The organism is Bifidobacterium magnum (assembly GCF_000741255.1).
GTDB lineage: Bacteria > Actinomycetota > Actinomycetes > Actinomycetales > Bifidobacteriaceae > Bifidobacterium > Bifidobacterium magnum.
In genome coordinates this window covers 34532-61486 of record NZ_JGZB01000011.1, presented here as the reverse complement: position 1 = coordinate 61486, position 26955 = coordinate 34532, and the positions used below count along the sequence as shown (strand labels likewise).

General features: G+C 57.9%; 19 protein-coding genes and 1 pseudogene. 8 read left to right on the top strand and 12 right to left on the bottom strand.

Features of this window, described 5'->3' with window-relative positions:
- Positions 1-36 precede the first annotated feature (36 nt).
- A pseudogene (locus BMAGN_RS08185) lies at positions 37-2007 on the bottom strand (TIM-barrel domain-containing protein); the annotation flags it as partial.
- Between BMAGN_RS08185 and BMAGN_RS07225 the strand changes: the two are divergent.
- Entirely contained in the window at positions 1888-2628 is a 741-nt protein-coding gene (locus tag BMAGN_RS07225; RefSeq protein ID WP_152593289.1) for a substrate-binding domain-containing protein, read from the top strand. The pseudogene BMAGN_RS08185 and the gene BMAGN_RS07225 overlap by 120 nt on opposite strands.
- Here BMAGN_RS07225 and BMAGN_RS07220 read toward each other — a convergent pair whose 3' ends face one another.
- The 9 genes from BMAGN_RS07220 to BMAGN_RS07180 form a co-directional block, all read right to left on the bottom strand.
- Positions 2629-3321, bottom strand: a complete 693-nt coding sequence (locus BMAGN_RS07220) for an HAD family hydrolase (RefSeq protein ID WP_022860155.1) — start codon at positions 3319-3321, stop codon at positions 2629-2631.
- Between the two features lie 140 nt (positions 3322-3461).
- Positions 3462-3734: a hypothetical protein gene (locus BMAGN_RS07215; RefSeq protein WP_022860154.1), complete on the bottom strand. Its 273-nt coding sequence runs from the start codon at positions 3732-3734 to the stop codon at positions 3462-3464.
- Between the two features lie 240 nt (positions 3735-3974).
- A complete protein-coding gene (locus tag BMAGN_RS07210) occupies positions 3975-4589 on the bottom strand; it encodes a heat shock protein transcriptional repressor HspR (RefSeq protein WP_022860153.1) in 615 nt (204 codons plus the stop codon).
- 5 nt (positions 4590-4594) lie between these two features.
- The gene (locus BMAGN_RS07205) at positions 4595-5629 is read right to left on the bottom strand and encodes a DnaJ C-terminal domain-containing protein (RefSeq protein WP_022860152.1); all 1035 of its coding nucleotides are present in this window, start codon (positions 5627-5629) and stop codon (positions 4595-4597) included.
- Between the two features lie 76 nt (positions 5630-5705).
- Positions 5706-6386, bottom strand: coding sequence for a nucleotide exchange factor GrpE (gene grpE, locus BMAGN_RS07200; RefSeq protein WP_022860151.1), 681 nt, complete (start codon positions 6384-6386; stop codon positions 5706-5708).
- Positions 6386-8248 carry a molecular chaperone DnaK gene (dnaK, locus tag BMAGN_RS07195; protein ID WP_022860150.1) on the bottom strand — a complete coding sequence of 621 codons (1863 nt, stop codon included), beginning with the start codon at positions 8246-8248 and terminating at the stop codon, positions 6386-6388. The genes grpE and dnaK overlap by 1 nt, the downstream gene beginning before the upstream one ends.
- Before the next feature lie 249 nt (positions 8249-8497).
- Positions 8498-9316 (bottom strand): HAD family hydrolase, encoded by an 819-nt coding sequence (locus BMAGN_RS07190; RefSeq protein WP_022860149.1) that lies wholly within the window; start codon positions 9314-9316, stop codon positions 8498-8500.
- Positions 9317-9827: 511 nt separating this feature from the next.
- Positions 9828-11981 carry a 4-alpha-glucanotransferase gene (gene malQ / locus BMAGN_RS07185; RefSeq protein ID WP_026502096.1) on the bottom strand — a complete coding sequence of 718 codons (2154 nt, stop codon included), beginning with the start codon at positions 11979-11981 and terminating at the stop codon, positions 9828-9830.
- Positions 11982-13644: 1663 nt separating this feature from the next.
- Entirely contained in the window at positions 13645-16407 is a 2763-nt protein-coding gene (locus BMAGN_RS07180) for a phosphoenolpyruvate carboxylase (protein WP_034250467.1), read from the bottom strand.
- A gap of 395 nt (positions 16408-16802) precedes the next feature.
- Here BMAGN_RS07180 and BMAGN_RS07175 point away from each other — a divergent pair, with 395 nt between their 5' ends.
- Positions 16803-18305, top strand: coding sequence for a threonine/serine exporter family protein (locus BMAGN_RS07175; protein ID WP_022860265.1), 1503 nt, complete (start codon positions 16803-16805; stop codon positions 18303-18305).
- A gap of 95 nt (positions 18306-18400) precedes the next feature.
- Here BMAGN_RS07175 and trpS read toward each other — a convergent pair whose 3' ends face one another.
- Entirely contained in the window at positions 18401-19498 is a 1098-nt protein-coding gene (trpS, locus tag BMAGN_RS07170; RefSeq protein WP_022860264.1) for a tryptophan--tRNA ligase, read from the bottom strand.
- A 129-nt stretch (positions 19499-19627) separates the two neighbouring features.
- Between trpS and BMAGN_RS07165 the strand changes: the two genes are divergently transcribed.
- Together BMAGN_RS07165 and BMAGN_RS07160 are read left to right on the top strand one after the other, a co-directional pair.
- Positions 19628-20026, top strand: coding sequence for a DUF3073 domain-containing protein (locus tag BMAGN_RS07165; protein ID WP_022860263.1), 399 nt, complete (start codon positions 19628-19630; stop codon positions 20024-20026).
- A gap of 297 nt (positions 20027-20323) precedes the next feature.
- Positions 20324-20809, top strand: coding sequence for a Dps family protein (locus BMAGN_RS07160; protein ID WP_022860262.1), 486 nt, complete (start codon positions 20324-20326; stop codon positions 20807-20809).
- An 81-nt stretch (positions 20810-20890) separates the two neighbouring features.
- Here BMAGN_RS07160 and BMAGN_RS07155 read toward each other — a convergent pair whose 3' ends face one another.
- Positions 20891-21556 (bottom strand): M48 family metallopeptidase, encoded by a 666-nt coding sequence (locus BMAGN_RS07155; RefSeq protein WP_022860261.1) that lies wholly within the window; start codon positions 21554-21556, stop codon positions 20891-20893.
- Positions 21557-21869: 313 nt separating this feature from the next.
- Between BMAGN_RS07155 and arfA the strand changes: the two genes are divergently transcribed.
- From arfA to BMAGN_RS07135, 4 genes are all read left to right on the top strand, one after another.
- A complete protein-coding gene (gene arfA / locus BMAGN_RS07150; protein ID WP_022860260.1) occupies positions 21870-23402 on the top strand; it encodes an arabinosylfuranosidase ArfA in 1533 nt (510 codons plus the stop codon).
- Positions 23403-23482: 80 nt separating this feature from the next.
- Positions 23483-24883, top strand: coding sequence for an ABC transporter substrate-binding protein (locus tag BMAGN_RS07145; protein WP_022860259.1), 1401 nt, complete (start codon positions 23483-23485; stop codon positions 24881-24883).
- A 139-nt stretch (positions 24884-25022) separates the two neighbouring features.
- Complete coding sequence (locus BMAGN_RS07140; protein ID WP_026502123.1) at positions 25023-25937, top strand: carbohydrate ABC transporter permease; 915 nt, start codon at positions 25023-25025, stop codon at positions 25935-25937.
- 1 nt (position 25938) lies between these two features.
- Positions 25939-26832, top strand: coding sequence for a carbohydrate ABC transporter permease (locus BMAGN_RS07135; protein ID WP_022860257.1), 894 nt, complete (start codon positions 25939-25941; stop codon positions 26830-26832).
- The last annotated feature ends 123 nt before the right edge of the window (positions 26833-26955 follow it).

The following is a 26955-nucleotide window of genomic DNA, read 5'->3' as shown; positions in this document are numbered from 1 at the left end:
GGGAAGCCAAAGCGGAGCGTAAAGCGTCAAGAACTGTCAGCACGCCTCCACGCGAACGGGCGCCCCATCGGAACGCGTCACATCCACGGAACCGTCCGCGAGACGCTCGGCATGGAACCGCACTGATGTACCATCCATGCGCGTCACCGTCGCATCGGCCACGGAACCCGCTTTCTCGTCCAGATACACGCGCACAAGCGGATCGTCCGCATAATCGTAGTCGGGATGCATGGCCTCCGGATTCGTCACGATAATCGATCCCGACCGCACCCACAGCGGCACCGAATCGAACGCGTGCGTTTCATGGCGCCAACAGCCGGCGTCGGTATCCACTACTTCACCCGTGAACCAGTTCGTCCAGCGGCCGGCCGGTAGATAATACTCCACCTCGCCTGAATAGGTGAACACAGGCGCCACAAGCAGCGACGGACCCAGCATGTACTGGCGGTCTAGCGTACGGCAAGCCGGATCATCGGGGAATTCCATGAACATCGACCGCATTACGGGAATGCCCGTACGGTGCGGCAGCAAGCCCACCTCATACAGATACGGCATCAACGACAGTTTCAAGCGCGTGAACTGGCGCACCACATCCACGGCCGTCTGCCCGGGAACCAGCTCGTTGCCGGCGGCCTCGTCGGCCTCGTCGAATAGCCAGGGCACGCGATACGCAGTCGAACCATGCAGACGCGAATGCGAACCCAGCATGCCGAACGCGAACCAGCGCTTGTACACGGCCGGATCCGGGAACGCGCCCTCGAATCCGCCAATATCATGGCTTCAGAATCCGAATCCCGAAGACGTCAGCGACAATCCGCCGCGCAACGACTGCGCCATGCCGGCTTGCCACAAGTCCGACTGCCAAATCGCGCCGTCGGCCTTCTTGACCAAATACCCGCGCTCCTTGCCCTCGCGGAACATGGTGCCGGCTTGTGCAATGTAGGGGTTGACCCATGCGCACACATGGAGTCCATGATCGGAATGCAGTTTGCCCAGCGTTCCTTCCACATCGTCGAAGAAACGCGTATCCCATTCGAAATCGGTCCAGCGGAAACCGCGCATCCAGAAGCAGTCGTAATGGAACGCGCTTAACGGAATGCCACGATCTTCCATGCCCTCAATAAACGAGTTGACTGTCGCGTCATCATATTCAGTAGTGAACGACGTCGTAAGCCACAGTCCGTAGCTCCATGCCGGAACGTCGGCGGGACGCCCGACCAGGGCCGTGTAGCGGTTGAGAATTTCTTTCGGAGTCGGTCCGTAAATAATACAGAAATCGATCTCTTCTCCCGGAACGGAGAACTGTACAGTTTCCGTATTTTCCGTGCCCACTTCGAACGAGACATGGCCGCGGTTGTTGACGAGCACTCCGTAGCCACGCGACGTCATATAGAACGGAATATCTTTGTATCCCTGCTCGGAGGCGGTACCGCCGTCCTCATTCCAGATGTCGATAGTCTGGCCGTTCTTGACAAACGCGCCGAACCGCTCCCCCATGCCGTATACGGTCTCGCCCACTCCCAGCGACAGCTGGATCGAGGTGAATACCGCAGATTCGTCGTACGCCAGTCTCGTGGTCGTGACACCGAACTCTCCGACAGGCTGTGCGGCAACCGTGGATAGCGAGTTCAGTGCGAAACGCGCCAGCGATTTGCCGAACGAGCGTGTCAATTCGCGGCCATCCGCTCCGCGGAATGTCAGATTCCAGGGCGATCCTTTGACGACCGTTGCGGACAGGCCGCCCGACGCAAGCGTGACGCTGGCGCCCGGCTCGCCAAGTTCGCCATCACCATTGCCTTCAGCGCTAACTGTCACATAATCGCGGCCCTTGCCTTCATGGGGATCAGTGTTGAGCGGGAATCCCGGCTCGGGAATGGCGCCGGCCCAATGCGTGGCACGTACGCGGATCACACCTTCGGCGGGAGCCGTAAGTTCAATTTGGAACGCGGGCAAGTTCAAAGTGTTGGCGCGATCATGGATCACAGCCGAGGGCGCAAGCACATTGACGCGACACTGCCGATTCCCGTGGTCAGCATCGGCATTCCTGTCAATCGCGAAGCCGTATATTCGGTGGATTCGGATTTCGAGGGCATGGCGCGCAACATGCTTGACAAGGCCTATGCGTTGGGCCATCGCCATATTTTGCTCACGGGTTTGGTCGCGCCGGCCTTCGTGGACGGCTCCAATTTCATTGTTCGCATTGCCGAATCGATTCGCGACTATTGCGAGGAACTCGGCATTGAGCTGACGGTAGGGTTTACCGCACGCGACACGATGGCCGACATCCGTCTCATGCTCGACGAGGCGTTCGCCGCCGATCCCAAGATTTCGTTGGCGATTGTGGAGTCGTCGGCTTCCACGGCCTCACCGCTCACGATGGGATTGACGGAACGTGGACTTCGCGTGCCCGAGGACGTCTCGCTTATGGTGTGCGCGGCCGCGGGCAATCCGAGCATGGCCGGCCGGTTGCGTCCCGACGAGATGCCCATGAATCCCAACGCCACCTGCCGGCGCGCGGTGGAAGTCATGGTCGAGGTGCTGTCAGGCAAACCCTACCCCAAGGGTTCGGTGGAATTCACGCCCGTGGAATATCGTGCCCGCGGGACGCTTGTTCCTTACAAAAAGTAATTACTTGCCGCTTTTGCGCGCCATCACGAAGGTGGCGAGCAGCATGGCGTCCACGCCGTCATAGCCGTCGATCGAGGCGAACTGCGGGCCGTCGGACTGGTCTTCGCGCATGAACGCGGTCTGGCAGATCGTCGTGGCGCCCGAAGCCGCCGCCGCACGCAGTCCGCTGATGGAATCTTCAATGGCCACGGTGGACGCCATGGCGTCCGTGTCGGCGGGATCAATCCCGAGCTTGCGCGCCGCCAACTGATACGGCTCCGGATCCGGCTTCTTCGTCACTTCGTCGTCGCCACACACATAGTCCACGAAGCAGCCCGTAGGCGCCTGCGCAATCAAATTTTCCGCGAGCTCGCGCGGAGAGGACGTGACGAGTACGGACGGAACGCCCGCGTCACGCAACGAAATAAGCACATCGAGCACGCCAGGAGTCCACGGCAGCGACAGCATTTCCGCGTCCGTCACATACTGGATCAACTGTTCGCCAATTTCCTCGGCTGGAAGCTTGCAGCCTTGTTCGATCATGCGGCGCGCTACGTCGGGAACGGGAGTGCCGGAACCGGCCCACGCCAAGTCCTCATCCCAATATCCGCTATGATCCGCGGCGATTTTCATTTCTCCCGCATGCCACAACGGTTCGGAATCGATCAACGTGCCGTCCATGTCCCAGAACACGGCTTTCAGCGGTAAGTTCATATGCTCTCCTTTGCGTATCCGATCATCACTGTAGCCAATCGAAAATACAAAAACAGGACCGGTGTTACGTAAGCGAATTACCTAACACCGACCCTGTTTCTATTGTTGGTACTGCAGTTGGGAACGCAGGTTGGTCTGGACTACTGTTCCACAGCCACCGGCTGGGCTACCTTGTTCGCACAAGCCTGCTTCCAACGCGAAATGCAGCGCTCCACTCGTTTGTATCCAATGATCTTGGGATCCAGTCCGGCCTCACGGAAGATCGCAGCGGGAGATTCACCGGCATTGTAACGGCGCATGCAATCATCGCGAAAAGCGTTTGAATAAGAAATTCGAGTCTGAGTTACAGAATCGACAGCATCCAACGACCACAAATATTTGCGGGTTTTTGCCGTGAACGCTCCTCCAGCCACAATGCACTCCTTGTAATGAACTCATTTTTGTCATGTTTCCCGCGCACAAAAAAATCTCGCCTTTCCTACACAAAGACGAGACCGGGGACGGCACTGCTGTGCTCACGTCCGTTTTGCACACAAGTATTCAGTCATATTCCTCACGCATGACAAATCCGACATTCATGAAACGCTGGCCGAATTCGACTGTTCGATTATGCCGCGCATACCGGCCGGCTGTCGATCTAACGATCGATACGGCTACCGGTACGGCTGTTCGTGCGCGCGCCACAGCGTGATCGCGCGGCTGGTCGGGGTGCCGTTCACATCCGTCGACTGGCGGTCGCGGTCTGAAGCTTCCTGGCTGCGGTAAGTCGGTCCGGCCGGCAGTTCGCGCGGTTCCGTTTTCAGTTGCGCACGCCAGTGCTTCATATGGCGTGTGCGCTGGACCTGGACGATATCGCCGTCCATATTGGCCGCGAACACTTTCGACTCCGCAGGCTTGGACAGCTGTTCAAGCTGCGCCTTGAGTTCGCGGTTCTCCTTTTCCAGCGCCAGAATACGCATGATGCCCGTGATATTGATGCCGTCATCCTGGCTCAAATGCTGGGTCTGGTTGAGCTGGTCGATGTCGCGCAGCGAGTAGCGGCGAGCACCGCCCGACGTGCGCTGTGGCACCACCATGCCCATGCGGTCATACTGGCGCAAGGTTTGGGGATGCACATTGGCGAGTTCCGCCGCCTGTCCTACGGCGAATACGGGCAGGTCCACATCGAATCCCGCGTGTGCGGCACCGTCAAGATCGGCCCTGCCCGCAACGAGTGCTATGGCGCACATTTCGTAGATCCTGCGGATTTGCTGGGCTACGCGCGCCATAGTGATCACCTATCCTTGTTGAGTTCTTCCGCGAAGGTTCCGCAGGCTTCGTCGAAGGCCTTGGCGGCCTTCTTTTCGGCGCTGCTCGGCTTGTTCGGCACGTGAATTTCCACAATGCCGACGAGGTCGCCCTTCTTTTGCGTAGTGTGCACGCCCTTGCCATGGATGTGCACGCGTTCGCCACTCGAGGTGCCGGCGGGCACCTTGAAGGTTTCCGTGTTGCCGTCGAGGTCGGTTACCTCAATTTTGGCACCATCCACCGCTTGACCCACGGTAACGGGCAGTTTCATGACGAGGTCGAGACCGTCCATCGTGAACTTGCTGTCCGGTTCCACGGTCACGTTCAAGTACAGATCGCCGTTCTTGCCGCCATGCTGGCCGGGCTTGCCCTTGCCGGACAGGCGGATCTTCTGGCCGTTCTTCACGCCGGCCGGCAGATGCGTCTTGAACTTCTTGCCGTCCGCGGACAGGGACACTGTGGCGCCCTTGACCGCCTGGCGGAACGTGAGCTTGATCTTGGACGTGCGGTCGGCGCCGTCTTCCGGAGCTGGCGTCGGACGGTAGCCGGCGTATGCGCCTTCACCGTAGTCGTCGTAGCCCGCGCCGGCGTAACCGCCGCCGTGACCGCCCGAGAACATGGAGAAGATGTCGTTGAGGTTGCTGGCGCCGCCACCGTTCTGGAAGCGGATATGGGAGCCGTTGCCGCCCATGTTGGCGCCGCCGCCGAACATGGATCCAAAGATGTCGGAGAATCCGGACGCGTCGAAGCCGCCGTCGCCCGAGCCGCCCGCGAAGCGCGCCCCGCCCATGCTGAACTGGCGGATCGCGTCATACTTTTGGCGCGAGTCCTTGTCTTTCAGCACGTCATACGCTTCGGAAATGTCCTTGAACTTTTCTTCGGCTTCCTTGGTCTTGTTGATATCCGGGTGATATTTGCGGGCGAGCTTGCGGTACGCCTTGGTGATATCACTTTCCGTGGCGTCTTTGGAGACACCGAGGGTCTTGTAAAAATCCTTGTTCAGCCATTCATTTTCGGCCATGCCGTGCCTCCTTTCTGAAGGCCTTACAAAACTGGCCGTGAACGCGCATGCTCACGGCCAGTTTGGTTATGCGTATTTACTCTTGCGGTGACGCTACCACTACGCGGGCTGGGCGGATCACGCGATCGTTGATGCGGTATCCGGCTTCCACCACGGTGTCCACCATGGGCTTGTCCACGTTGGAGTCAGGCTTGTGCAAAATGGCGTCATGCTTGGTCGGGTCGAATTCTTCGCCCTTCAAGCCGAACTTTTCCACGCCGAACTTTTCAAAAGCCTTGTCGATCTTGGCCACCACTGCATTGAAGGAGTCGCTCATCTCGCCGCCGTGTTCGCGAATGCGGTCCACGTCGTCAAGGGCGGGAAGCATGGCGGTGAGCACATCAATAATGCCTTGCTGGCGTGCGCGATCCATTTCCTTCTTCATGCGGTTGCGGTAGTTGATGAACTCCGCGCGTTCGCGCTGCAGCGCTTCGAGGTAATCCGCGGCTTCCTTCTTGGCCTTGCCAAGCGGAGTGAGCGAATCGTCAGCATCCGCGTCCGCGTCGCCTTCGGCCTTGTCGGCCTTCTCGGAGGCGTCGGACTTGTCGTCGGACTGTTCGACGGCGGCGTCGCGAACCATGTCGTCTTCCAGCTGCTGCGCCGGATCGGCGTTGTCAGCGTTCGACTGTTCCGGCTGGGCGGCCTGCCCGTCGGCGGACGCGAAGTCCGCCGAATCAGGCAGGTCGTTCAGGTAGTCGTCCTTGTTGAACTCGGACATCACTTGTTGTCCTTATCGTCATCGTCCACGACTTCGGCGTCCACCACGTCGTCGTCGCCGTTGTCGGCGGCACCCGTGTTGGCTGCGCCTTCAGCGCCTTCGGCGTTCTGCTGCGTGTACAGGGCCTGGCCGATCTTCTGGGCGGCGGTCATGAGCTCTTCCTGAGCGGACTTGATCTTGTCAATGTCTTCGCCCTTGAGAGCTTCCTTGAGCGCGTTGACCTTGTCGGTGACTTCCTTGGCCACGTCGTCGGAGAGCTTGTCCTTGTTGTCGTTGACGAGCTTCTCGGTCTGGTAGGCGAAGGATTCGGCCTGGTTGCGCACTTCGGCGTCTTCCTTGCGCTTCTTGTCTTCAGCTTCGTGGGCTTCGGCGTCGCGAACCATGCGGTCGATCTCGTCCTTCGGCAGTGCGGAGCCGCCCGTGATCGTCATGGACTGTTCCTTGCCCGTGCCCTTGTCCTTGGCGGACACGTGCACGATGCCGTTGGCGTCGATGTCGAAGGTGACTTCGATCTGCGGGATGCCACGCGGAGCCGGAGCGATGCCCGTCAGCTCGAAGGTGCCCAGCGGCTTGTTGTCGCGAGCGAATTCACGTTCACCCTGGTAGACCTGGATCAGTACGGACGGCTGGTTGTCTTCAGCCGTGGAGAAGATCTCGGAACGCTTGGCCGGAATGGCGGTGTTGCGGTCGATGAGCTTGGTCATGATGCCACCCTTGGTCTCAATGCCCAGGGACAGTGGCGTCACGTCGATCAGCAGCACGTCCTTGCGGTCGCCCTTGATGACGCCGGACTGCACGGCGGCGCCGATGGCCACCACTTCATCCGGGTTCACGGACTGGTTCGGTTCCTTGCCGCCGTCGAGTTCCTTGACGAGCTCCTTGACAGCCGGCATACGCGTCGAGCCGCCGACCAGCACAACGTGGTCGATCTGGGACACGGAGATTCCTGCGTCGGCCAGCACGTTGTTGAACGGAGCGCGGCAACGGTTGAGCAGATCAGCGGTCATTTCCTCGAAGTGGGCGCGCGTCAGCGTCTCATCGAGGTGCACCGGGGTGCCGTCAGGCGTCATGGCCAGGTACTGCATGGAGATCGTGGTGCTCATGGAGGAGCTCAGCTCCTTCTTGGCCTGCTCGGCAGCTTCCTTGAGGCGCTGCAGGGCGATCTTGTCCTTGGCCAGATCCACACCGTACTTGTTCTTCACTTCAGTGACGAGCCAGTCGATGATCTTCTGATCCCAGTCGTCGCCGCCGAGGTGGTTGTCGCCGCTCGTGGCCTGGACCTGGATCGTGGAGAAGCCGTCTTCGTCCTTGCCGATTTCCAGCAGGGAGACATCGAAGGTGCCGCCACCGAGATCGAAGACGAGAATGCGCTCGTCTTCCTTGCCCTTTTCAAGGCCGTAAGCCAGAGCCGCAGCAGTCGGTTCGTTGATGATGCGCAGCACGTTCAGGCCGGCGATGGTGCCCGCGTCCTTGGTGGCCTGACGCTGTGCGTCGTTGAAGTATGCAGGGCAGGTGATCACGGCGTCGGTGACCGGTTCGCCCAGGTAAGCTTCGGCGTCGCGCTTCAGCTTCATAAGAATTTGTGCGGAAATCTCCTGAGGAGTCCACTTCTTGCCGTCGATGTCGACGGTCCAGTCGGTGCCCATGTGGCGCTTGACGGAGCTGATCGTGCGGTCAACGTTCGTCACGGCCTGGCGCTTGGCGACTTCGCCGACGAGGATTTCGCCGGACTTGCTGAATGCCACTACCGACGGCGTGGTACGAGAGCCTTCGGCGTTCACGATAACGGTCGGCTGACCGCCTTCAAGCGTGGCGATGCAGGAGTTAGTCGTACCCAGATCAATACCTACTGCGCGTCCCATATTTCTCCTTTGTTCTAAGGTTCGCTTTTCATTGCAAGCTCGTTATGGTTCGCTCGTAATCTGCCGCCCGGGAAGCGGCCAGCGGGTCACTCACGAACCACTCTGAAACTTGAGTCTACATCACTCAACATTTGAGGTGCGCGTTTATTCCAACTGCAAATAATATTCTTAAAAAAGCTGCAAGATCGTTGGAATTTCAACGATCTTGCAGCTCATTAAGCAAATTGGAACCGCTTACCCAGATATTTTTCAGATCTGTTGGGTAACTGCGGAAGTGCCGTTTTCGAGAATGAAGTCCAACAATCCGCGATAATCGGCGCCACGGAAGGACTTGACGGCCTCAGGAGCGGGGCGATCGTCCACGTCGCCCTTGGTAATGTGCTCCACGTCGGTGACATTGCCATGGGAATCGATCCACTCGCCACGCGTATCCAAATATACCGCATCGATGCCGGCGGCTTTAGCGCCCAGCACATCGCAACGTTCATCATTGCCGACCATCAGCACACGATCGGCCGGAACATTGGCGGCACGCAACGCGCACTGGAAAATGGACGGGGACGGCATACGCACGCCCTCGTCACTCGACAGAATGACATCGTCGAAAATATCATCCAAACCGAGCGCCTCGAGTTCGGGACGAGTATAGCAGGACTGGGCGTTGCTCAGCAGAATAATGCGCATGCCCTGGCCTTTGAGCGTACGCAACATGTCGAGGGCGCCAGGATACAGCGCAAGCTTGCGCAACGCGGCCTTGCGGAACGCCCACGCCATCTTTCCGGACAGATCTTTGCCGGCTTGAATCCACAAATCGGAGAACAGCTCTTCATAAGCGCCCAACAGATCGGGTTCGCGCAAATCATCCTGGCCGCCACACAGGCCCAGCTCACGATTCGCGGCCTTCTCGAACTGCTCACGCAACCGGTCGTTGGTCACGTAATTGGCGCCTTCCCGGTACAGGGCGTTGCGCAATGCCGTCCACGCGTCGTCCGACGACTCATCCACATGGCAATCCACCAACGTGCCATACAAATCGAACAACACTACATCATATTTACGCTGTGACATCACGACCCAAGCCCCCTATCCATACATGTCCTCCCGTGACTCATCACCAGCAAGTAAATGTAACGGAAATATGGTTGCAAGAACACTGTGTAGGGCCGTTTTCGGGGGGATATTTGCAATATCCTCAAAAGTTCTATGACATGCGTCTTGCAAGCGTCCCCAAATCGTGTGCCGCAAGGCGTATGTGGTATCTACTTATCAATGCTATGCGCTTGAAAACGATTGCGCACAGCGCATGATTTCCCAGTTCTCGCCGCAAATATTCATCGAAGATTGCGAGTGCGCTCACAGCGGACGTTCAGCTTTGAAGTCCGAATGAGCCGATTCGTTCAGCGTTCTCCATGGATTGCGGCGTGTCGTCATTTCCCAACAACTTTGTTCAAAAACGGCGAACTCGACTGCTCCGAAAACCGGCAACAGACGAGCAGAACATAACCCGGATCAACAACATGAAAGAGGAGGTGCGCCACACTTGGCGCGCGGCGCACCCTCCTATGCAATCGCTACAAGATCAGGCATTCATGATCTTGGAAAGCGACTGCACGCGCGGTTGATCGAACACCTTGTCGGTAGGAACGACCTTGCCGTCGGCATCCGTCAACGGCATACGCCAGTTGCTGTATTCCGTGGACGTACCCGGCTGGTTCTGGGAGTGGCGTTCGCCCGTACCGTCAACAAGCGCGGCCTGCAGCAGCAGGGACGGCGAAGCCTTGAGCATCTTGTGCATGGCTTCCACCACTTCCTGCACGTGGTTCGGCACGTCTTCGGCCGCTTCCTTGCTCAGCCAGCCGCCTTCAACCAGGCGGTCCAGCATGGCCTGAATCTCGGCCTCGGCGGTCTTGCGGAATTCCTCAACGGGCTCGTTGAGCAGGCCCAGCTCGTCACGCAGCTTGACGTGCTCGTACTGCAGGTAGCCGGCGGTCGGCGGCAGGTCGTGCGTGGTAACGGAAGCCAGCGAGTACTTGCGGTACGTCTTCGGATCCGCATACGGGTCGCCTGCGTTCGGCGAATCGTCCACACGGGCGAACCATTCCACGGTCGCGCCCAGTACGCCGTGGTCAGACAGCACCTTGCGCACGTAATCCGGAACGGTGCCGAGGTCCTCGCCGATCACCATGCCGTTGGCGCGCATGGCCTCAATCGTGAGGATGGCGATCATCGCGTCATAGTTGTAAGCCACATAGGCGCCGTTGCGCGGGCCTTCGCCGGCCGGGATCCACCACAGGCGGAACAGGCCGAGCACGTGGTCGATGCGGATGGCGCCCGCATGCGTGAACATGTTGTGCACCATGTCACGGTAGACGCGGTAGCCCGTCGCTTCCATATAGTTCGGGTTGAACGGCGGCTGGCCCCAATCCTGGCCCTGCTGGTTGTAGAAGTCCGGCGGGCAACCCACGGTCACGTCGCCGACGGCGAAGCGCTCCGGGCTCCACCATACGTCAGAGCCGTAGGAGTGGACGCCGACGGCCATGTCCTGCATGAGGCCCAGCACCATGCCGTGGTCCTTGGCCTCGTGCTGCGCGGCGCTGACCTGCTGGTCGGCGATCCACTGCAGCCAGCATTCGAATTCGAACATTTCCGAATGTTCGTCCTTGAGTTCCTTGATGGCTTCGGAATCGCGGCCCATCGTGTGGAACCAATCGTTCTTGGCCTCCCACGGAGCGCCCCAGATCTGGAACGCCACGCTCCACAATGCGAAGGCTTCAAGGTCTTCGCCCGCGGCCTTCTTGAACGCGTCGAACTCGGCCTGGCGCTTCTCGGAGCGCGGCTGGTCGAAGATGATCTGCAGCGCCTTGCGCTTTGCGCGCCAAGCGTCGTTGATGTTGATCGGATCTGGATCAGTGTTGTCCTTGGCGACCTGCGCGTGCAGCTCGTCCACTTCGGCCAGATCCTTCTCGGACAGCTCCTTGTATTCGGGAATATCCTGCGGACGAATGTAGGTGACATTCATGAAACGGCGGGATTCCGGCAGGTACGGGGACGGCTCGAGCGGCGAAACCGGAGCGGTGGCGTGAATCGGGTTGATAAGCATGAAGTCGGCGCCCGACTTGTCTGCCGAATCGCGCAGCAAAGTCTTGAGATCGCCGTAATCGCCCACGCCCCACGAATCCGCGGAGCGCACGGAGTACATCTGCGCCATCCAGCCCCAGCGCTGCTTTTCAGCCACGGCGTCCGGAACCGGAATACGATCAGGCGCGCACAGCAGCATTGCGTCCACGGTGCGCAGACCGTCGCTGACGGTCAGCGTATGGTAGCCGGCCGGCAGTTCGTCGCTGATGACAAGCGAATACACGTCCACATCGTTGTCGCGGGCCTGGAATTCAAGATGCACAAGGCCGTTGTCAATATCGCCATTTTCCAAGTGCAGGCTCAGCGTCGGCTCGCCCGCCTTGGAGCGCACTTCAACAGGCTGGCTCACGCCGGCGAACTTCACGATCGTCGGAGCCACGAGCTGCTCATGCTGGCTCGCCTTGACGGCAGCGAGCGCCTCGTCGATCTTCTCGTCGCTGCTGGCATCCACGCCCAGCGCCTTGAGCACATGCACGAGAGCAAAGTCGGTGATTTCCACATATGCGCCCATCTGGTCGATGTACGAGGTGGAAACGCCCCACGACTTCGCCAACTGGATCAGCGGACGCGCCAAGCGTTCCGCCGACTCTTCCATCTGCGTGGTCGGCGCTTGCGCAACCTCGGCCTCATTGGTGTGCTTTGCGGTTTCCACTACCGACTGCGGGGTTTCCTCGGTGGACTCGGTGCCCAGCTCCCTGCCGCCGGCCGCGGCGGTGGTGACTGCCGGGGTGGCCGCAGGTGCGGTTCCTTCTGCGGTGCTTACTGCGGTCTCCGATGCTTGCGTTGCAATGTCCGCAATAGTCGCCGCCGTTTCTGCGGCCTTGTTTGCGGCAGCCGCAGCTTGCGTCGCGTTCGTCTGCGCATCAGTTTGTTCGGGCTGAACCGGTTGTGTTTGTTCGGGCATCGTTGCGCTCCTTCAACAGTTCGATCACGGTAATTCACGGCCTACGCACGGTTCTTTGCACGAATGCCTGCTGTGTCAAGTCCGCAGGACCGATCATTGAATCCCATTGAATCCGGCAAAATCCAACGCCATAGTCCGGTGCGACTCAACTCAGTCTGTTTCCAATTCACATACGGATCCGTGCGACCGACGTCTTCGTCATAATTCATAGTACCGTGAAATGCTATCGTTTGCAATTACTTTTAAAATGCTCTTTTCGCTGAGATATGGCCATTTTTATGAAATTTGTCTCATATGATTCTTTTGTTTAATTCAAACGTTTGCAATACTTGCAAACATTACGATTTCACGAATTCATACCCTGCTATTGCGTGCTCTCACTTTGTTCTTTCAGACTCTTTCAGCTGACGTCCCGATTTCGCCGCTGCAATAGCATGATTCGACTTCATTTCATTATGTTCCGGCATGATCTCGGTCGCGCTCCATTACGCTCCCGTTCACACTCCATTATGACGCCAGCCAGACTCTCCTGTGTTCGCGCACAGAGTCATCCATTTATACAGAGTCATCCATTTATTGGGTGCCGTCTGCCATCTCACTTTTATTGGGTGCCGCCCGCCATCTCGCCACCATGGTGCGCGTAAAAATCTGCAGTTTATAGTTAAACCGCATTTTTTGTGCGTGACTATTTGCGGTTAACCCGTTACCTGCAGTTTTCAACCGTTAAAATCCGCGGTTCTCTCGTTAGTTGCGTAAAAATACGCGGTTTACTCGTTAACTGCACTTTTTGACCGTTAAATTTTGCAGTTTGCTACTTACCCGCGTAAAAATACGCAGTTAACGTCTTATCTGCACTTTTCGACCGTTAAAATTTGCGGTTTCCTCGTTAGTTGCGTAAAAATACGCGGATTATTCATAAACCTACGATTATTCACGTGAAAAACTGCAAATAACGCCTTAGCCGCGCTTTTCATTCGCGTTCCGCGGCGTGTCTCGACTAAAAACCGCAACTAACTAGTAATCTGCAAAAATTCACGTGAAAAATCGTCGTCTAACTAGTAAATTGCAGATTTTCACGCACAAAAAGTGCGGATAAAGAAAAACCTGCGTATTTTTACGCAAGTAAGACGTAAACCGCAAAATTTTACGCAATATCAAGCAATATAAAGGCGGATCCCTCGAAATCGGCATTGCACATCCGAGATCGAAAGACCCGCCTGACGTGTCTTGGCCGGTTACCAGCGTTTCATCGATTGGCTACCGGCACCCGCCCGCATAATGGCGGTGTTCTGCGAGACGGCCGCAACAGCAACCGCGTACGACCGTCCAGCAGGACTAAAAATAGAACCGAACATCAGCCCGTGTTCTGCAGGCCGGCGGCGACTCCTGAAACCGTGCACAGGATGAGGTATATGTACCCGGCCTGTTGGCTTTCGGAGAGCTCTTCCTTGTCCACGCGCTTGCGCAGCGAACGCAACGCGAGCACCTGCGTTACGGACAGCGCGTCCACATACGGCGAGCGCACGCGGATCGCCTGGCCGAGCACATGACGGTGCTGCAGCGGCCACTTGTCGCCCACGATCTTCAGGATCCAGCGGCGCGTGAGTTCCATTTCGTCGAGTACCTTGTCACGCAGGTCGTCACGGTCGCCGAGCGCCAAGTACATCTTGCCGATGCGCTCGTCCGTCTTCGCCAACGACATTTCAATGTTGTCGATGAAGGTGGAGAACAGCGGCCACTCTTCGTAGGCCTTGCGCAGCGTCTCGAGGTCGCCGAACGCTTCGCACGCGCTGCCCAGGCCGTACCATGCGGCGAGGTTGATGCGCGCCTGCGCCCAAGAGAAGATCCACGGGATCGTACGCAAGTCGTCGAGCGACTTGGCGCCAAGGCTACGCTTGGCCGGGCGCGAACCGATCGGCAGCAGACCGACTTCGGTCAGCGGCGTCACCGTGGAGAACCACGGTGCGAAGCCGTCCGTGTTGAGCAGATCCAGATAGCGCTCATGGGACGCCTTGTCGAGCACGGCGGCCATCGGTGCATACTTCTCGGTCATGTCCGTGTTGATTTTCTCAACGCTTGGCGCGGACTGCAGCAAAGTCGCCGCGGCCACGGACTCCACGTGGCGGATGGCCAGCACGGGGTTGCCGTAACGCGCGAAAATAACTTCGCCCTGTTCCGTGAGCTTGAAGCGGCAGTTGACCGAACCGGCCGGCTGCGCGAGCACGGCGCGGTTTGCAGGACCGCCACCACGGCCTACGGCGCCGCCACGGCCGTGGAACAGCGTCAGGTCGATGTGGTTGCGTTCCGCCCAGTCGGCAATGCGCTGCTGCGCCGAGTGCAAGGCGAGCGTCGCGGAAGTCGGGCCGGCGTCCTTGGAGGAATCCGAGTAGCCGAGCATGACTTCCATCTTGCGGCCTGTGGCCTTCAGACGCGCCTGCACTTCTGGAATCTTGAGCATGTCGTCGAGCACGTTCACGGCGTTCTCGAGATCTTCGAGCTGCTCGAACAGCGGGATCACGTCGATGACGGGCACGGACTGCGGGTTTGCGAACGCGAGGCGGTTGAGCTCATACACGTCGCGAATGTTGCGTGCGGACTTCGTGAACGACACGATGTAGCGGCGCGCGGCCTTCAAACCGTTGCGCTTCTGGATAGAGCCCAAGGCGCGGAACGTGTCGAGCACTTCGTGCGTCATCGGCTGCAGATCGCCGCGTTCGCCGTGCAGGCCGTGTTCGCGAATGTCGTCGAGAGCACGCGTGTGCACCACGGAATGCTGGCGGAACTCCATTTCCACCATGTGGAAGCCGAAGGTCTGCGCCTGCCAGATCAAGTCTTGCAGCGGGCCGTAAGCGGCACGCGGCGCATGGGCCGCGGCCAGCGACCTTTGCACAATGCGCAGATCGGCAATGAAGTCGTCGCACGTGGCGTACATGAGATCCACGTCGCGCTTGATCGTGTAGTGCAGGCGGTCGGCCATCACGAGCAGCACGGCGCGATGCAGTTCCTTCGTGGAAATCAGGGAAGCCTTGCTTGTCAGGCGCTCGCTGATTTCCTTCTGCTGGCTCCACAGCGCGCGCAGCTCGTCGCTGGGCGGCGTGGTGCCCGCTTCCATCGTCAGATTGCGGCCCACATTGCGCGTCGACTCTTCAAGGGCTGCCAGCACGTGGTCGCTGAACTTGCGGGCCACCTGGCGGCTCACCTTTGCGGTCACGTTCGGGTTGCCGTCGCGGTCGGAGCCGATCCAGCTGCCGGGCTGGAAGAATGGCGGGCACACAGGCTCCACCAAGCCAGTTTTCTCACCAAGCGCCCACGCGTCGAAACAGCGGTACACCTGCGGGATCGTGCGGAACAACGTGTTGTCGAAGATGTCGAGGATCGTGTTGGCTTCCTCGAGCGGCGTCGGCTTCTTCAACGCGATCGGGGACGTGCGGAACAGCGCGTCGATCTCGTTGTGCAGCCTGCGCAGGTTCTCCTGCTTGTCGGAACCGCCCAAATGCTTGTGCATGGACAGCAGCTGCGAAATGCGGCGGATCTTGCCTTCCACGGCCTTGCGGCGCGCTTCGGTAGGATGCGCGGTGAACACCGGATGGAATTCCAGGCGTTCCAGCAGTTCCTTAGCCTTGGCCGGGCCCATCTCCACGATGAGCTGGTGGTAGGCCTTCGTCATTTCGTTGACAGGATCAATGGCCTGTTCTTCACCGACGTGCGCTTCGCGTTCACGCAGCACGCTCACACGGTAATTCTCTTCGCACAAGTTGGCCAAGTGGAAGTACGTGGTGAACGCACGCGCGACGAGCTGCGCGTTGTGCAAGTTCATGCTGTCGATCGTCTTCGCCGCGAGGGTCAGATAGTTGCTTTCCGAAGACACGTCGTTGAGAATGCCGGAAAAGCGTTCGCTACTTGCCTCTTCCGTGTACTGACGCACGGTGTCGAAGGATGTGAGCAGATTTTCATCGAATTCCCGCAGAATATCACGCAAAATACTCAAGCACAAATCCATATTGTCTTGCAGTGATGCGGGAAGCGCTTGTTCTTCTGGACCCTTGCTACCCAACCCAGCAGTCAGGATCGAAAAATCAGCGGGATTAACAGGATTGCTGTGTTGTTCATCAGCCAACGGCACCTCGGTGGGCACTTGCGTTGGCTGGATCTGGTCGATTGCGTCGGCCATATATCCTCCTCCTAACTCAACAGCGGGTTGCTCGGTCTAACGGTTCTGTGCGGCTCCTCCGCACTTATTTGCCACCGTTCGTTGCGAGCCCACAGCCCGTGTTCAGTTCAAGTTGCTCGATTATTGTAGGTCGGCTCAACCGACAGATTATGGGCAATCCCGCCAGTTTGACCATATAGTGACCAAAATTTTTATCATTTCCGTCTCGCCTGTTGAATTTCAGGACCGATTGTGATCCGTTTCGGGGGCATATTCCGTACTGTTTGCGGACTGCATGTAGGTGTACTAGTAAAGATGTGAGTATTTCAGCCAACTTTCGTCATAACTCGGTATATACCGAGTTGAAAAAGAACCAGCAGGCCGTCCGGCAGTTCCATACTCATGACATTCCGCTAGATATGGAAGACATTGAACGCGACTGGAACTCTCCCGTCCGGGAGGCCGGGATCGCCGCAAAATCAAGCATCATCGTCCGCGTGGGCATGCTCGCGTTAAGCGCGGGCTCCAGTGGTTTCCACGTAAGGGACATGATGCACAGCATGGCGTACCCGCTGCACATGCATGTGCGCGCGGACGTGAATCTCACCGACATTGAAGCCACCTGCACGGATGGCAAAGAACGCATTACGGAAGTCATCAATCTGCCTTCCACGGGCGTGAATACGGAACGCATTTGGCTGTTGGAACATTTCATCGACTGGTTCAACATGCGCTTGGGCGTCGGCACGATCTACCATTCGCAAGGCCACATTTCCAATACGATTATCAACGAGTTGGCCACCACCGACAATGCCGCGAAACTCTCGGCGCAGGCCGCCAAACACGGCACGCGCATCCATATGCCCAGCGAAAAGCCGCTGACCGTGGCCGAAGTGCACCACCATCTCGATTTGCTTGAACGGCGCAAACCTCTGTATACGCCATGGTTCTCTGCGCTCGCGTCCGCCGTGGCCTGCGCATGCTTTGTGTTCCTGCTCGGGGGCGCCCTGTTTGACATGTTGGGCGCGTTCGTAGGCGCAGGGCTCGGCCAATACGTGCGCCGCAAGCTCATGGGACGGCATATCAACCAGTTCGTCGTCGTATTTATCGCCGTATCCATAGCGGCGCTCGCCTGTACGGGACTGCTGCAGCTTGCGGGCCATACGTTCTATCCACCCGCGCTGTTGCATAGCACGGCCTACATCGGTTCCATGCTGTTCGTGGTTCCCGGATTCCCGATGATCACGGGCGGCATGGATTTGGCGAAGGTCGACGTGCAATCGGGCGTGCAACGCATCATGTATGTGCTGACGATCATTTTGATGGCCACGCTCGCGGGCTGGATGGTCGCGGAGATCATTCAGCTCAATCCGCAAGGATTCGAGCCGCAAGGCCTCAATCCCGTGGTGCTGTGCCTGTTGCGCATGGCGTGCGCGTTTGGTGGCGTGTGGGGCTTCTCGGTGCTGTTCAATTCACCGCAGCGCATGTGCTGCATCGCCGGTTTGATCGGCCTGATCACCGACACCTTGCGTCTTGAATTCGTGGATGTGGGACTGCCGATGGAATTTGGCGCGTTCCTGGCCGCGCTGTTGGCGGGCCTGCTCGCGTCCGCGTGGCGCTCGCTCGTGCGGCACGGCAAGCTGCCGTCCCATTTGGGGTACCCGCGCATCTGCCTGAGCGTGCCGTCGATTGTGATCATGGTGCCCGGCCTGTATATGTACCGGTCGATGTATTACCTGGGCCAGCTCAACACCTTGGGCGCGCTGGACTGGGGGTTCAAGGCGTTCATGGTGGTGGTGTGCCTGCCGTTGGGCCTGATCATGGCGCGCGTTATTACGGACCGTTCGTGGCGCCACGACGAGTGAGATAGTCGATATATCGCATATAAAAAGCCGGCCAAGTGAGATGTGCTCACTATGGTCGGCTTTCTTTATATATGACGATATATATATGACGATCGTCAGTACATCATGCCCATCGCTTCGCGGACCTGGTCCAGCGTCTCGTTCGCGATTTCGTTGGCCTTGCGGTTGCCGTCGTGCAGAATGTCGCGTACGGAGTCGAGATCCTTCGCGTACTCTTCACGGCGAGCGCGGATCGGCGCTAAATATTCGTTGACGGACTCGATCACGTACTTCTTGAGCATGCCGGCGCCGCCATCGCCGATTTCGGCGGCGATTTCTGCCGGATCGCGGCCCGTGACGAGGCCTGCCGTGGTCAGCAGTGCGGACACGCCAGGACGCTTGACGGGGTCGAAGGTGATGAGGCGTTCCGAATCGGTCTGGCTCTTCTTGATGAGCTTTTCCGTTTCCTTGGCCGTGGCGCTCAGCGAGATGGCGTTGCCATAGGACTTGCTCATCTTGCGTCCGTCGAGGCCCGGAATTTCCGGCGCTTCGGACAGGATTGCGGACGGCTCGGGGAACACGTGGTGCTTCTTGGCGTAGCGCTCGTTGAATTTACGGGCAATATTGCGCGTCTGTTCAATATGTGGAAGCTGATCCTTGCCCACGGGCACGATGTTGGCCTTGCAGAACAGAATGTCGCATGCCTGGTGAACAGGGTAGGTGAGCAGCAGACCCGTCAGCGCGTGGCCCGAAGCTTCCATTTCAGACTTCACGGTCGGATTGCGGTGCAGCTCGGCTTCCGTCACGAGCGAAAGGAACGGCAGCATGAGCTCGTTCTCGGCCGGAACGGCGGAGTGCGTGAAAATCATCGTCTTCGTGGGGTCAATGCCCACGGCCAGATAGTCGAGCACCATGTTCATCACATTGTCGCGAATGTGCTCGGTGGTGTCGCGATCAGTGATGACCTGGTAGTCGGCGATCACGATGTTCGTGTTCACACCCTTGTTCTGCATAGCAACGCGCTCTTTTAGCGTGCCAAAGTAGTGTCCGAGGTGAAGGCGTCCCGTCGGGCGATCACCTGTCAGCATAGTGAATTTGCTCGGATCTTCTTCGATCTTGCGCAACGTGTTGTCTGAGCGCTGTTTTGCAGCAAGGAAGCTGTCACTCATTTCATTGCCTACGGCAGTAATCTGACGGTCTTGTGATTCAGTCATGAAGAGTCCTTACTAGTGCAAAATCAATGGTTTTCATCGTAGAAATCTGAGCAGACAAGCACATAAGACAAACTAAGTGGTACTCTCTTAGGTGATGAATTGAATCTATTGCATAACCCAGGGGGTCAGATGGGCCGCGGACGTCAGAAAGCCAAACAGCAGAAGATCGCTAGGAAGCTCAAGTACCTGACCACTGACACGGATTATGACGAGCTCGCCAAGGAGCTGAATTCCCAGGAACCAGGTACCGGTTCTTACGATCCGATTGCCGATGCGGAATCTCAATACGAGCGTGACCATACGTATGCCGACGAGCATGCATATGAAGAGTATGAGAGCGACGAGGAATCTTCCGAAGCAACGAGCGACGATCAGCTGGACGAATACGCGCAGTGGGCGGCGGAAGCCGCGGCGCGAGCGACGGAACACACCTCGCAGCAAGCCAAGCCTGTAGCGCATAAGCCGATTCCGATGCCAGTGCCAGGGGCTTGGAAGCACAATGCAGGGAACACCAAATTCGAGCACTGAGCCATAATCGAGTGTTTTTAGCGACTTCTCAACACTTCTATAACGGACGCAACTACTATTTATTTAGTAATATTGCGTCCGTTTTTTATATATTTTTATCGTTATTTTTTATATAAAATAAACATTATTTTTATCGTTTTTAATCTGATTTTTATATTCGATTTCGACAGGAAAAAATTAGCTTCCAGCCAAATACATGAATCATTCAGTATCGCATTTTATATTCACATTATGTACACCGATTTTGTGCGGGCGGGCGACGATCAGCTTGCCATGCACCACCTAAGGAGGACGCATATGTCACTCGAATTTTTGGTTCCGGGTCTCGGCGAAGCGGAAAGCGAGAAAATTATTGGCATTATGCAAGAATGCCTGAGCCACGAGCAGGAGACGGCGCTTGTGCTGAAGCACGCCCATTGGAACGTGGCCGGACCGAACTTCATTGCGATTCACGAAATGATTGATCCGCAGGTCGACGACGTACTCAACATGGCCGACGAATCCGCCGAACGCATCGTGCAGCTTGGCGGCACGGCGCTGGGCCGTCCGGACGATATCACGCGCTTCCGCACGTGGCCGAAGTTCGCACTGGAAGGCCGCGCTTCCACGCTCGACTATCTGCGCGCGCTTGACGAGTACTACGACGTGCTCATCACCGACGAACGCAACGCCATCAAGCAGCTCGACGATCTTGATTTCGTGAGCTCCAACATCATCCAGGACCACGTGCAGAACCTCGAGAAATTCCAGTGGTTCATGCGTTCCCACCTGATCTGCGACTGAGCAGGTACGCGACGGCGCTAAGAGACGTCATATAGCGAAATGGGGATTGGGCTAAGGCCCAGTCCCCATTGTTGTTAGTTGTTATACCTTCTTCATCACGGGCTGCATGTTGATTTCTTTGCGCAGCTGCTTCCATTTGGGCAAATACAGGTCCATACGTTGCTGGAATTTCTCGCCATGCCCGCTTTCCCACAAATGCGTCATTTCATGCACGAGCACATATTCCAAAAACTTGGGATCCATAAGACCGAGCTGCAGATTCAGGCGGATACGTCCTGTAGACGGCGTACATGAACCCCAGCGCGAAGTCATGACACGCAACGTGATTTGCGTGGGGGAGCGGCCGATCACTTCTTCCCAATGGCTGCGCAAGGCCGGCAGCTGGCGGTTCAGCGACTCGCGCGCCTTCTGTTCCAATTCCGTGTTCCATGTGAAACCTTTGCCCTGCGGCAATGTTTCACGCGCTTGCTTGAGCTTGCGCTGCGAAGATTCAATCCAATCCATGCGCTCGCGAATAAAGTCGGCGATCGTGCGCTCCGAAACACGCAATGGCGCCGTGACCTCAACCTGGCCGTATGGAGGTTTCACGCGCACATACATGTTGCGGTTGTTCTTATGCGTCACATACACCTGCAGCCCGTCCACATCCATCACGCTGTGGCGTGCGGGAATGACGGGAGCGCAAATGCGTCGTGACTTCTGGCGCGTAACGGTATAGGCGCCACGAGGAATAGAGCGGAAAGACATAGCCGCCATTACATCACACATTGGAAATTCGCGCATTCGAACAGGCGTGTGTGAACGGTAACAAAGTCTGCGATACGGCGTGTTGCCAATATTTTCTAGCCATCCGACTTCAACGTTGAATTGCCAATTTGCACAATGCTAGTACAACGATGTATCTTTTAGATACGCAAAGTACAAGGTTGTACTTACCAGAGAGATTCGAACATCATATTTGTGCTATTGCAGGGCCCGTGCGGGCTCTGCTGTTCGTTCACACCCTCTCGAATACAACGTTGTATTACCTGAGACCAACACCTATCACGAGGAGAGTGTCATGACGGAAGAAACCGCGCGTCTCGTCATCGATGACGGCTTCCAGCTCGCCCGCGTCCAAGACCGCGTATTCGGCTCGTTTGTAGAGCATCTGGGGCGTTGCGTATATACGGGCATTTACGAGCCCAATCATCCGACCGCCGACGAACAAGGATTCCGCCAGGACGTCATCGACCTTGTCCACGAGCTTGGCGCCACTACGATCCGCTATCCCGGCGGCAATTTCGTCTCCGGATACCGCTGGGAAGACGGAGTGGGTCCCAAGGAAACGCGCCCGCGCCGCCTCGATTTAGCATGGCATTCCACGGAAACCAACCAGTTCGGCCTGCACGAGATGGCCGCATGGCTCGAAAAGCTCGGCGGCAACGAACTCATGGAAGCCATCAATCTGGGTACGCGCGGCCAGGAGGCGGCGCTTGACCTGCTCGAATACGCCAATATTCCGGGAGGCACGGAGCTGTCCGAGCAGCGCCGCGTCAACGGCGCCGACGAACCGTTCAACATCCGCATGTGGTGCCTTGGCAACGAAATGGACGGCCCATGGCAGACGGGACATAAAACCGCCGAGGAATATGCGGCCCTCGCCGCCGTAACGGCCAGCGACATGCGCATGGTGGATCCGGATGTGGAACTTGTGGTGTGCGGATCTTCCGCCCATGACATGCCGACCTTCGGCACTTGGGAAGAAACCGTACTGTCCAAGGCCTTCGACGCCGTGAACTTCGTGTCTTGCCACGCCTACTACTTCCCTGAATACAATGCGGACGGTTCGCGCGACTACGCGAGCTTCATGGCTTCGGGCGTGGACATGGACGGCTTCATCAAGGATGTGGCGGCCGGCATCGCTGCCACCAAGGCGCGCCTCAAGAGCGACCACGACGTCTACATCTCCTTCGACGAATGGAACGTGTGGTACTCGCAAGAGGAGACGAGCAAGAATCCTGAAGGCATCGGCAACTGGCCCGTCGCTCCGCGCCTGCTCGAAGACATCTATACCGCCGCGGACGCCGTGGTCGTAGGCGACCTGCTCATCACGCTGCTCAAGAACGCGGACGTGGTGCGCGCGGCCAGCTTGGCGCAGCTCGTCAACGTCATTGCGCCCATCATGACGGAACCGGGCGGACCGGCCTGGCGCCAGACCACCTTCTATCCGTTCGCCATTACGGCGGCCGCCACGAAGGGCGGCACCGTATACGAACCGAAACTGGCGTCTCCGACCACCGCCACGCGCAAGTATGGCGACGTTCCCGTCATCAACGCCGTCGCCGTACAAGGCGCCGACGGATCGCTCAACATTTTCGCAACCAACCGCTCTCTTACGGAGCCGCAGCGTTTCACGATTGATCTACCGGCGCAGTTCCAAGCCACGAACGTCAGCGCGCAAACCATGCACGAAGACGATCTCGAGGCCTGCAACACGTTGGACAACCAGAACCGCGTGACTCCGCACATCAACGACACGGCAACACTCAACGGCTCGTCCGTCGAGGTTGTCCTGCCCCCGGTCAGTTGGACGGCAATCCGACTCGACTAGTCCTGTCCGCTTCGGCCGCAACCGGCTGAACAAGTTATTGACAATGAAGTCAACCAGAGTGAGGGATCCAAGGAGGAACCATGAAGGCACTCACCAAGGCTCTGTCGCTGCTTGCGGCAAGCGCCATGATCGTCTCCGTAGCAGCATGCGGAGGCGGCTCCGATTCCGCGTCTTCCGATTCGGGCGCGGCCGCGAAGGTCAACACCGACAAGAAGGCGAACGACGGCGCCCAGTGCACGAACACCGTCAAGAAGACGGGCGTGCAGAAAGTCACCGTATGGGGCTGGTATCCGGCCATTGAAAAGGTTGTGGACCAGTTCAACGAAACGCACGACGATCTGCAGGTGTGCTGGAACAACGGCGGCCAGGGCGGCGGCGAATACACGAAGTTCCAGAACGCGATCAAGGCCGGCTCCGGCGCTCCGGACGTCATCCAGCTCGAGTACGAGGCCATGCCGCAGTTCATGACGGGCACGCAGCAGCATCTCGTGGATCTCTCGCAGTTCGGCTTCAACGACCACAAGGACGACTACACCGAAGGTTCCTGGGACATGGTCAAGCTCGGCACCGAGGACAAGGCCTACGCGGTTCCCGTGGATCTCGGCCCGTTCGTGATGTATGTGCGCGAAGACATCTTCACCAAGTACAACGTGGACGTTCCGACCACGTATGACGAGTTCGCGGACGCGGCCAAGAAGCTCAAGGACGCAGGCTACGACGGCTACATTTCCGACTTCCCGCTCAACCAGACGGCCATGCTCATCGCGTTCTTCGAGCAGGCCGGCGCCAAGGTCAACACCTACTCCGCTTCCGACCCGACCAAGGTCAAGGTCAACTACGATTCCCCCGAAGCCAAGAAGGTGCTCGACTACTGGCAGAAGCTCATTGACGCCGGATATGTGGACACCACGGACGCCAACACCACCGACTGGACTACGAACATCCTGAGCGGCAAGTACGCCACTTGGATCCAAGCCTCCTGGCAGACGGGCTACCTCGCTTCCAGCTCCGACGACGCCAACGCCGATTCGGGCTTCCGCATCCACAAGGCCCCGGTTTGGGACGACTCCACGCCGGACGTCAACCAGGGCGGCTCCGCTTGGGCCGTAACCGACCAGGCCAAGGACACCGAAGCAGCCTACAAGGTGGCGCGCGAACTCTTCGGCTCCGAAGAGGCCCAGAAGATCGGCGTGACGGACGGCGGCCTGTTCCCGGCTTGGACCGACATGCTCAACTCCGACTTCTTCAAGACGGAGAAGGTGGCATTCCTCGGCAACCAGGAACCGAACACGATCACGATCCCTGTGGCCGAAGGCTACAAGGGCTCCGACTTCCTGCCATTCCAGACCTACGCCTACGACGAGCAGGCCAAGATGCTCAAGAGCATCTTCACCGATGGCACCTCCGTGGATGATGCGCTCGCCAAGATCGATTCCACGCTCAAGAATTACGCAACCCAACAGGGCTACACGGCCGAGTAATCGCGCAACGGCTATGGCTTCAGCGGCAACTCGGCCATAGCCCCAGCAGTAGCTCACTCATAGGAAAGGGCAGGTCGGCGGACGCTCCGACCGCTGGCCTGCCCTTTCATGCCCTTTTTACGATTTTGGAAGGTCACCCATGGCTAGCAAATCCGCAGCAGCCCACAGGGACCGCGTGGCGGCCCGGCGTGGCAATATCTGGGGCTGGACGTTCACCATCCCCTTCGGCATTGTCTTTCTTCTTTTCCTCGTTATTCCTCTCGTGTACGCGTTCTACATGTCCATGTACACGACGAACGTTTTCGGCACGAAGTTCACGGGTTTCGCCAACTATGTACGCGCATTCACGGATCCCGCTTTCCTGGGCGGCCTCGGCAGGGTACTGCTCTACACCGTGGTGATGGTGCCGATCCAGCTTGGTTTGGCACTTATCTTCGCGCTGTTGCTTGACGCGTTCAAGAACAAGTTCGCTTCCTTCTCACGCCTCGTCATTTTCCTGCCCTACGCCATTCCGGGCGTGATCGGCGCGCTTATGTGGGGCTTCATGTATTCGAAGAACATGGGCCCGTTCACCACGATTTTCGAACTGTTCGGCATGCAAGCGCCCGCGTTCCTCACTTCCAGCGGCATTTTCGGCGCCTTGGTTAATGTGGTCACATGGCAGTGGACGGGCTACTACATGGTCATCCTGTACTCGGCGCTGCAGTCCATTTCGCCCGACCTCTACGAGTCCGCACGTATCGATGGCGCTTCGGAATTGCGCATCGCATGGAGCATCAAGATCCCGATGTGCGCCAGCTCGCTTGTCATGGTCACGATCTTCTCGCTGATCGGCACACTGCAGTTCTACACCGAACCTACGGTGCTCAGGAACCAGGCGCCTACGGTTATCGACACTTCCTACACACCGAACATGTATGCGGGCGCGTTGGCGTTCAGCTACAACCAGCCCAACTACGCGGCGACGATCTCGTTCTCGCTTGGTTTCATTGTGGTCCTGTTCAGCATCATCTTTATGCGTCTGACGAAGCGTCAGTCCGGATTGGAGAACTGACATGTCGAGCACGGCAACATCGGCGGTGAAGCCGAACAAAATCCGCGGCAATAAGAAGATCTTCACGATTGTGGTGCTGATTGTCGCCATCGTGTACTTCCTGCTGCCCGTGTGGTGGCTTATCGTGGCCTCCACGAAATCCAACAGCGGCCTGTTCTTCGGCGAACACGGATCGCTATGGTTCGCCAACAAGTTCGCGTTGTGGGAGAACATCAAGCAGCTGTGCACATACCAGAACGGCATTTACTGGCGCTGGCTGCTCAACTCCTTCATTTACGCGCTGATCGGCGGCCTGCTGTCCACGGCCATCTCGATCCTGGCCGGCTACGGTTTCGCGAAGTTCCACTTCCGCGGCAAGAAGGCGTTCTTCAACCTTGTGCTGGGTGCTTTGATGATCCCGAGCACGGCGCTTGTCATCCCGCTGTTCCTCATCATGAGCAAGATCGGCATGGTCAACACGATGTGGGCCGTATTGCTGCCCGCACTGCTCAACCCGATGGGCGTCTACCTCATGCGCATCTACTGCCAGGAATCCTTGCCCGACGAAATGATCGAAGCCGCCCGCGTTGACGGCGCCGGCGAACTGCGCACTTTCTTCCAGGTGTCGCTGCCGATCATGACGCCGGCCATCACCACCGTGTATTTGCTGTCCACGGTGGGCGCGTGGAACAACTTCTTCCTGCCGCAGATTGTGTTGACCAACAGCAAGCTGTACCCGATCACTGTGGGTCTGACGCAATGGCAGGCCCAGTCCCAGGCGGGCGCCGCTTCCGAACAAGTGTGGAATCTTGTCACTTCGGGTTCGCTGATTTCCGTGATCCCGATGGTGCTCGCGTTCCTGTTCCTGCAAAAGTATTGGGTAGGAGGTTTGACCGCCGGTTCAGTAAAGTCGTAATTTTTCTTCACTTCACTTTCTTTCCTCTCCTCTCCGGAGTCGGCGCATACTGTATTCATCGTTCCGCGGTATGCGCCGATTTCATTACGATTCATCGATGAATCGTCCTATATTTATCTTTCT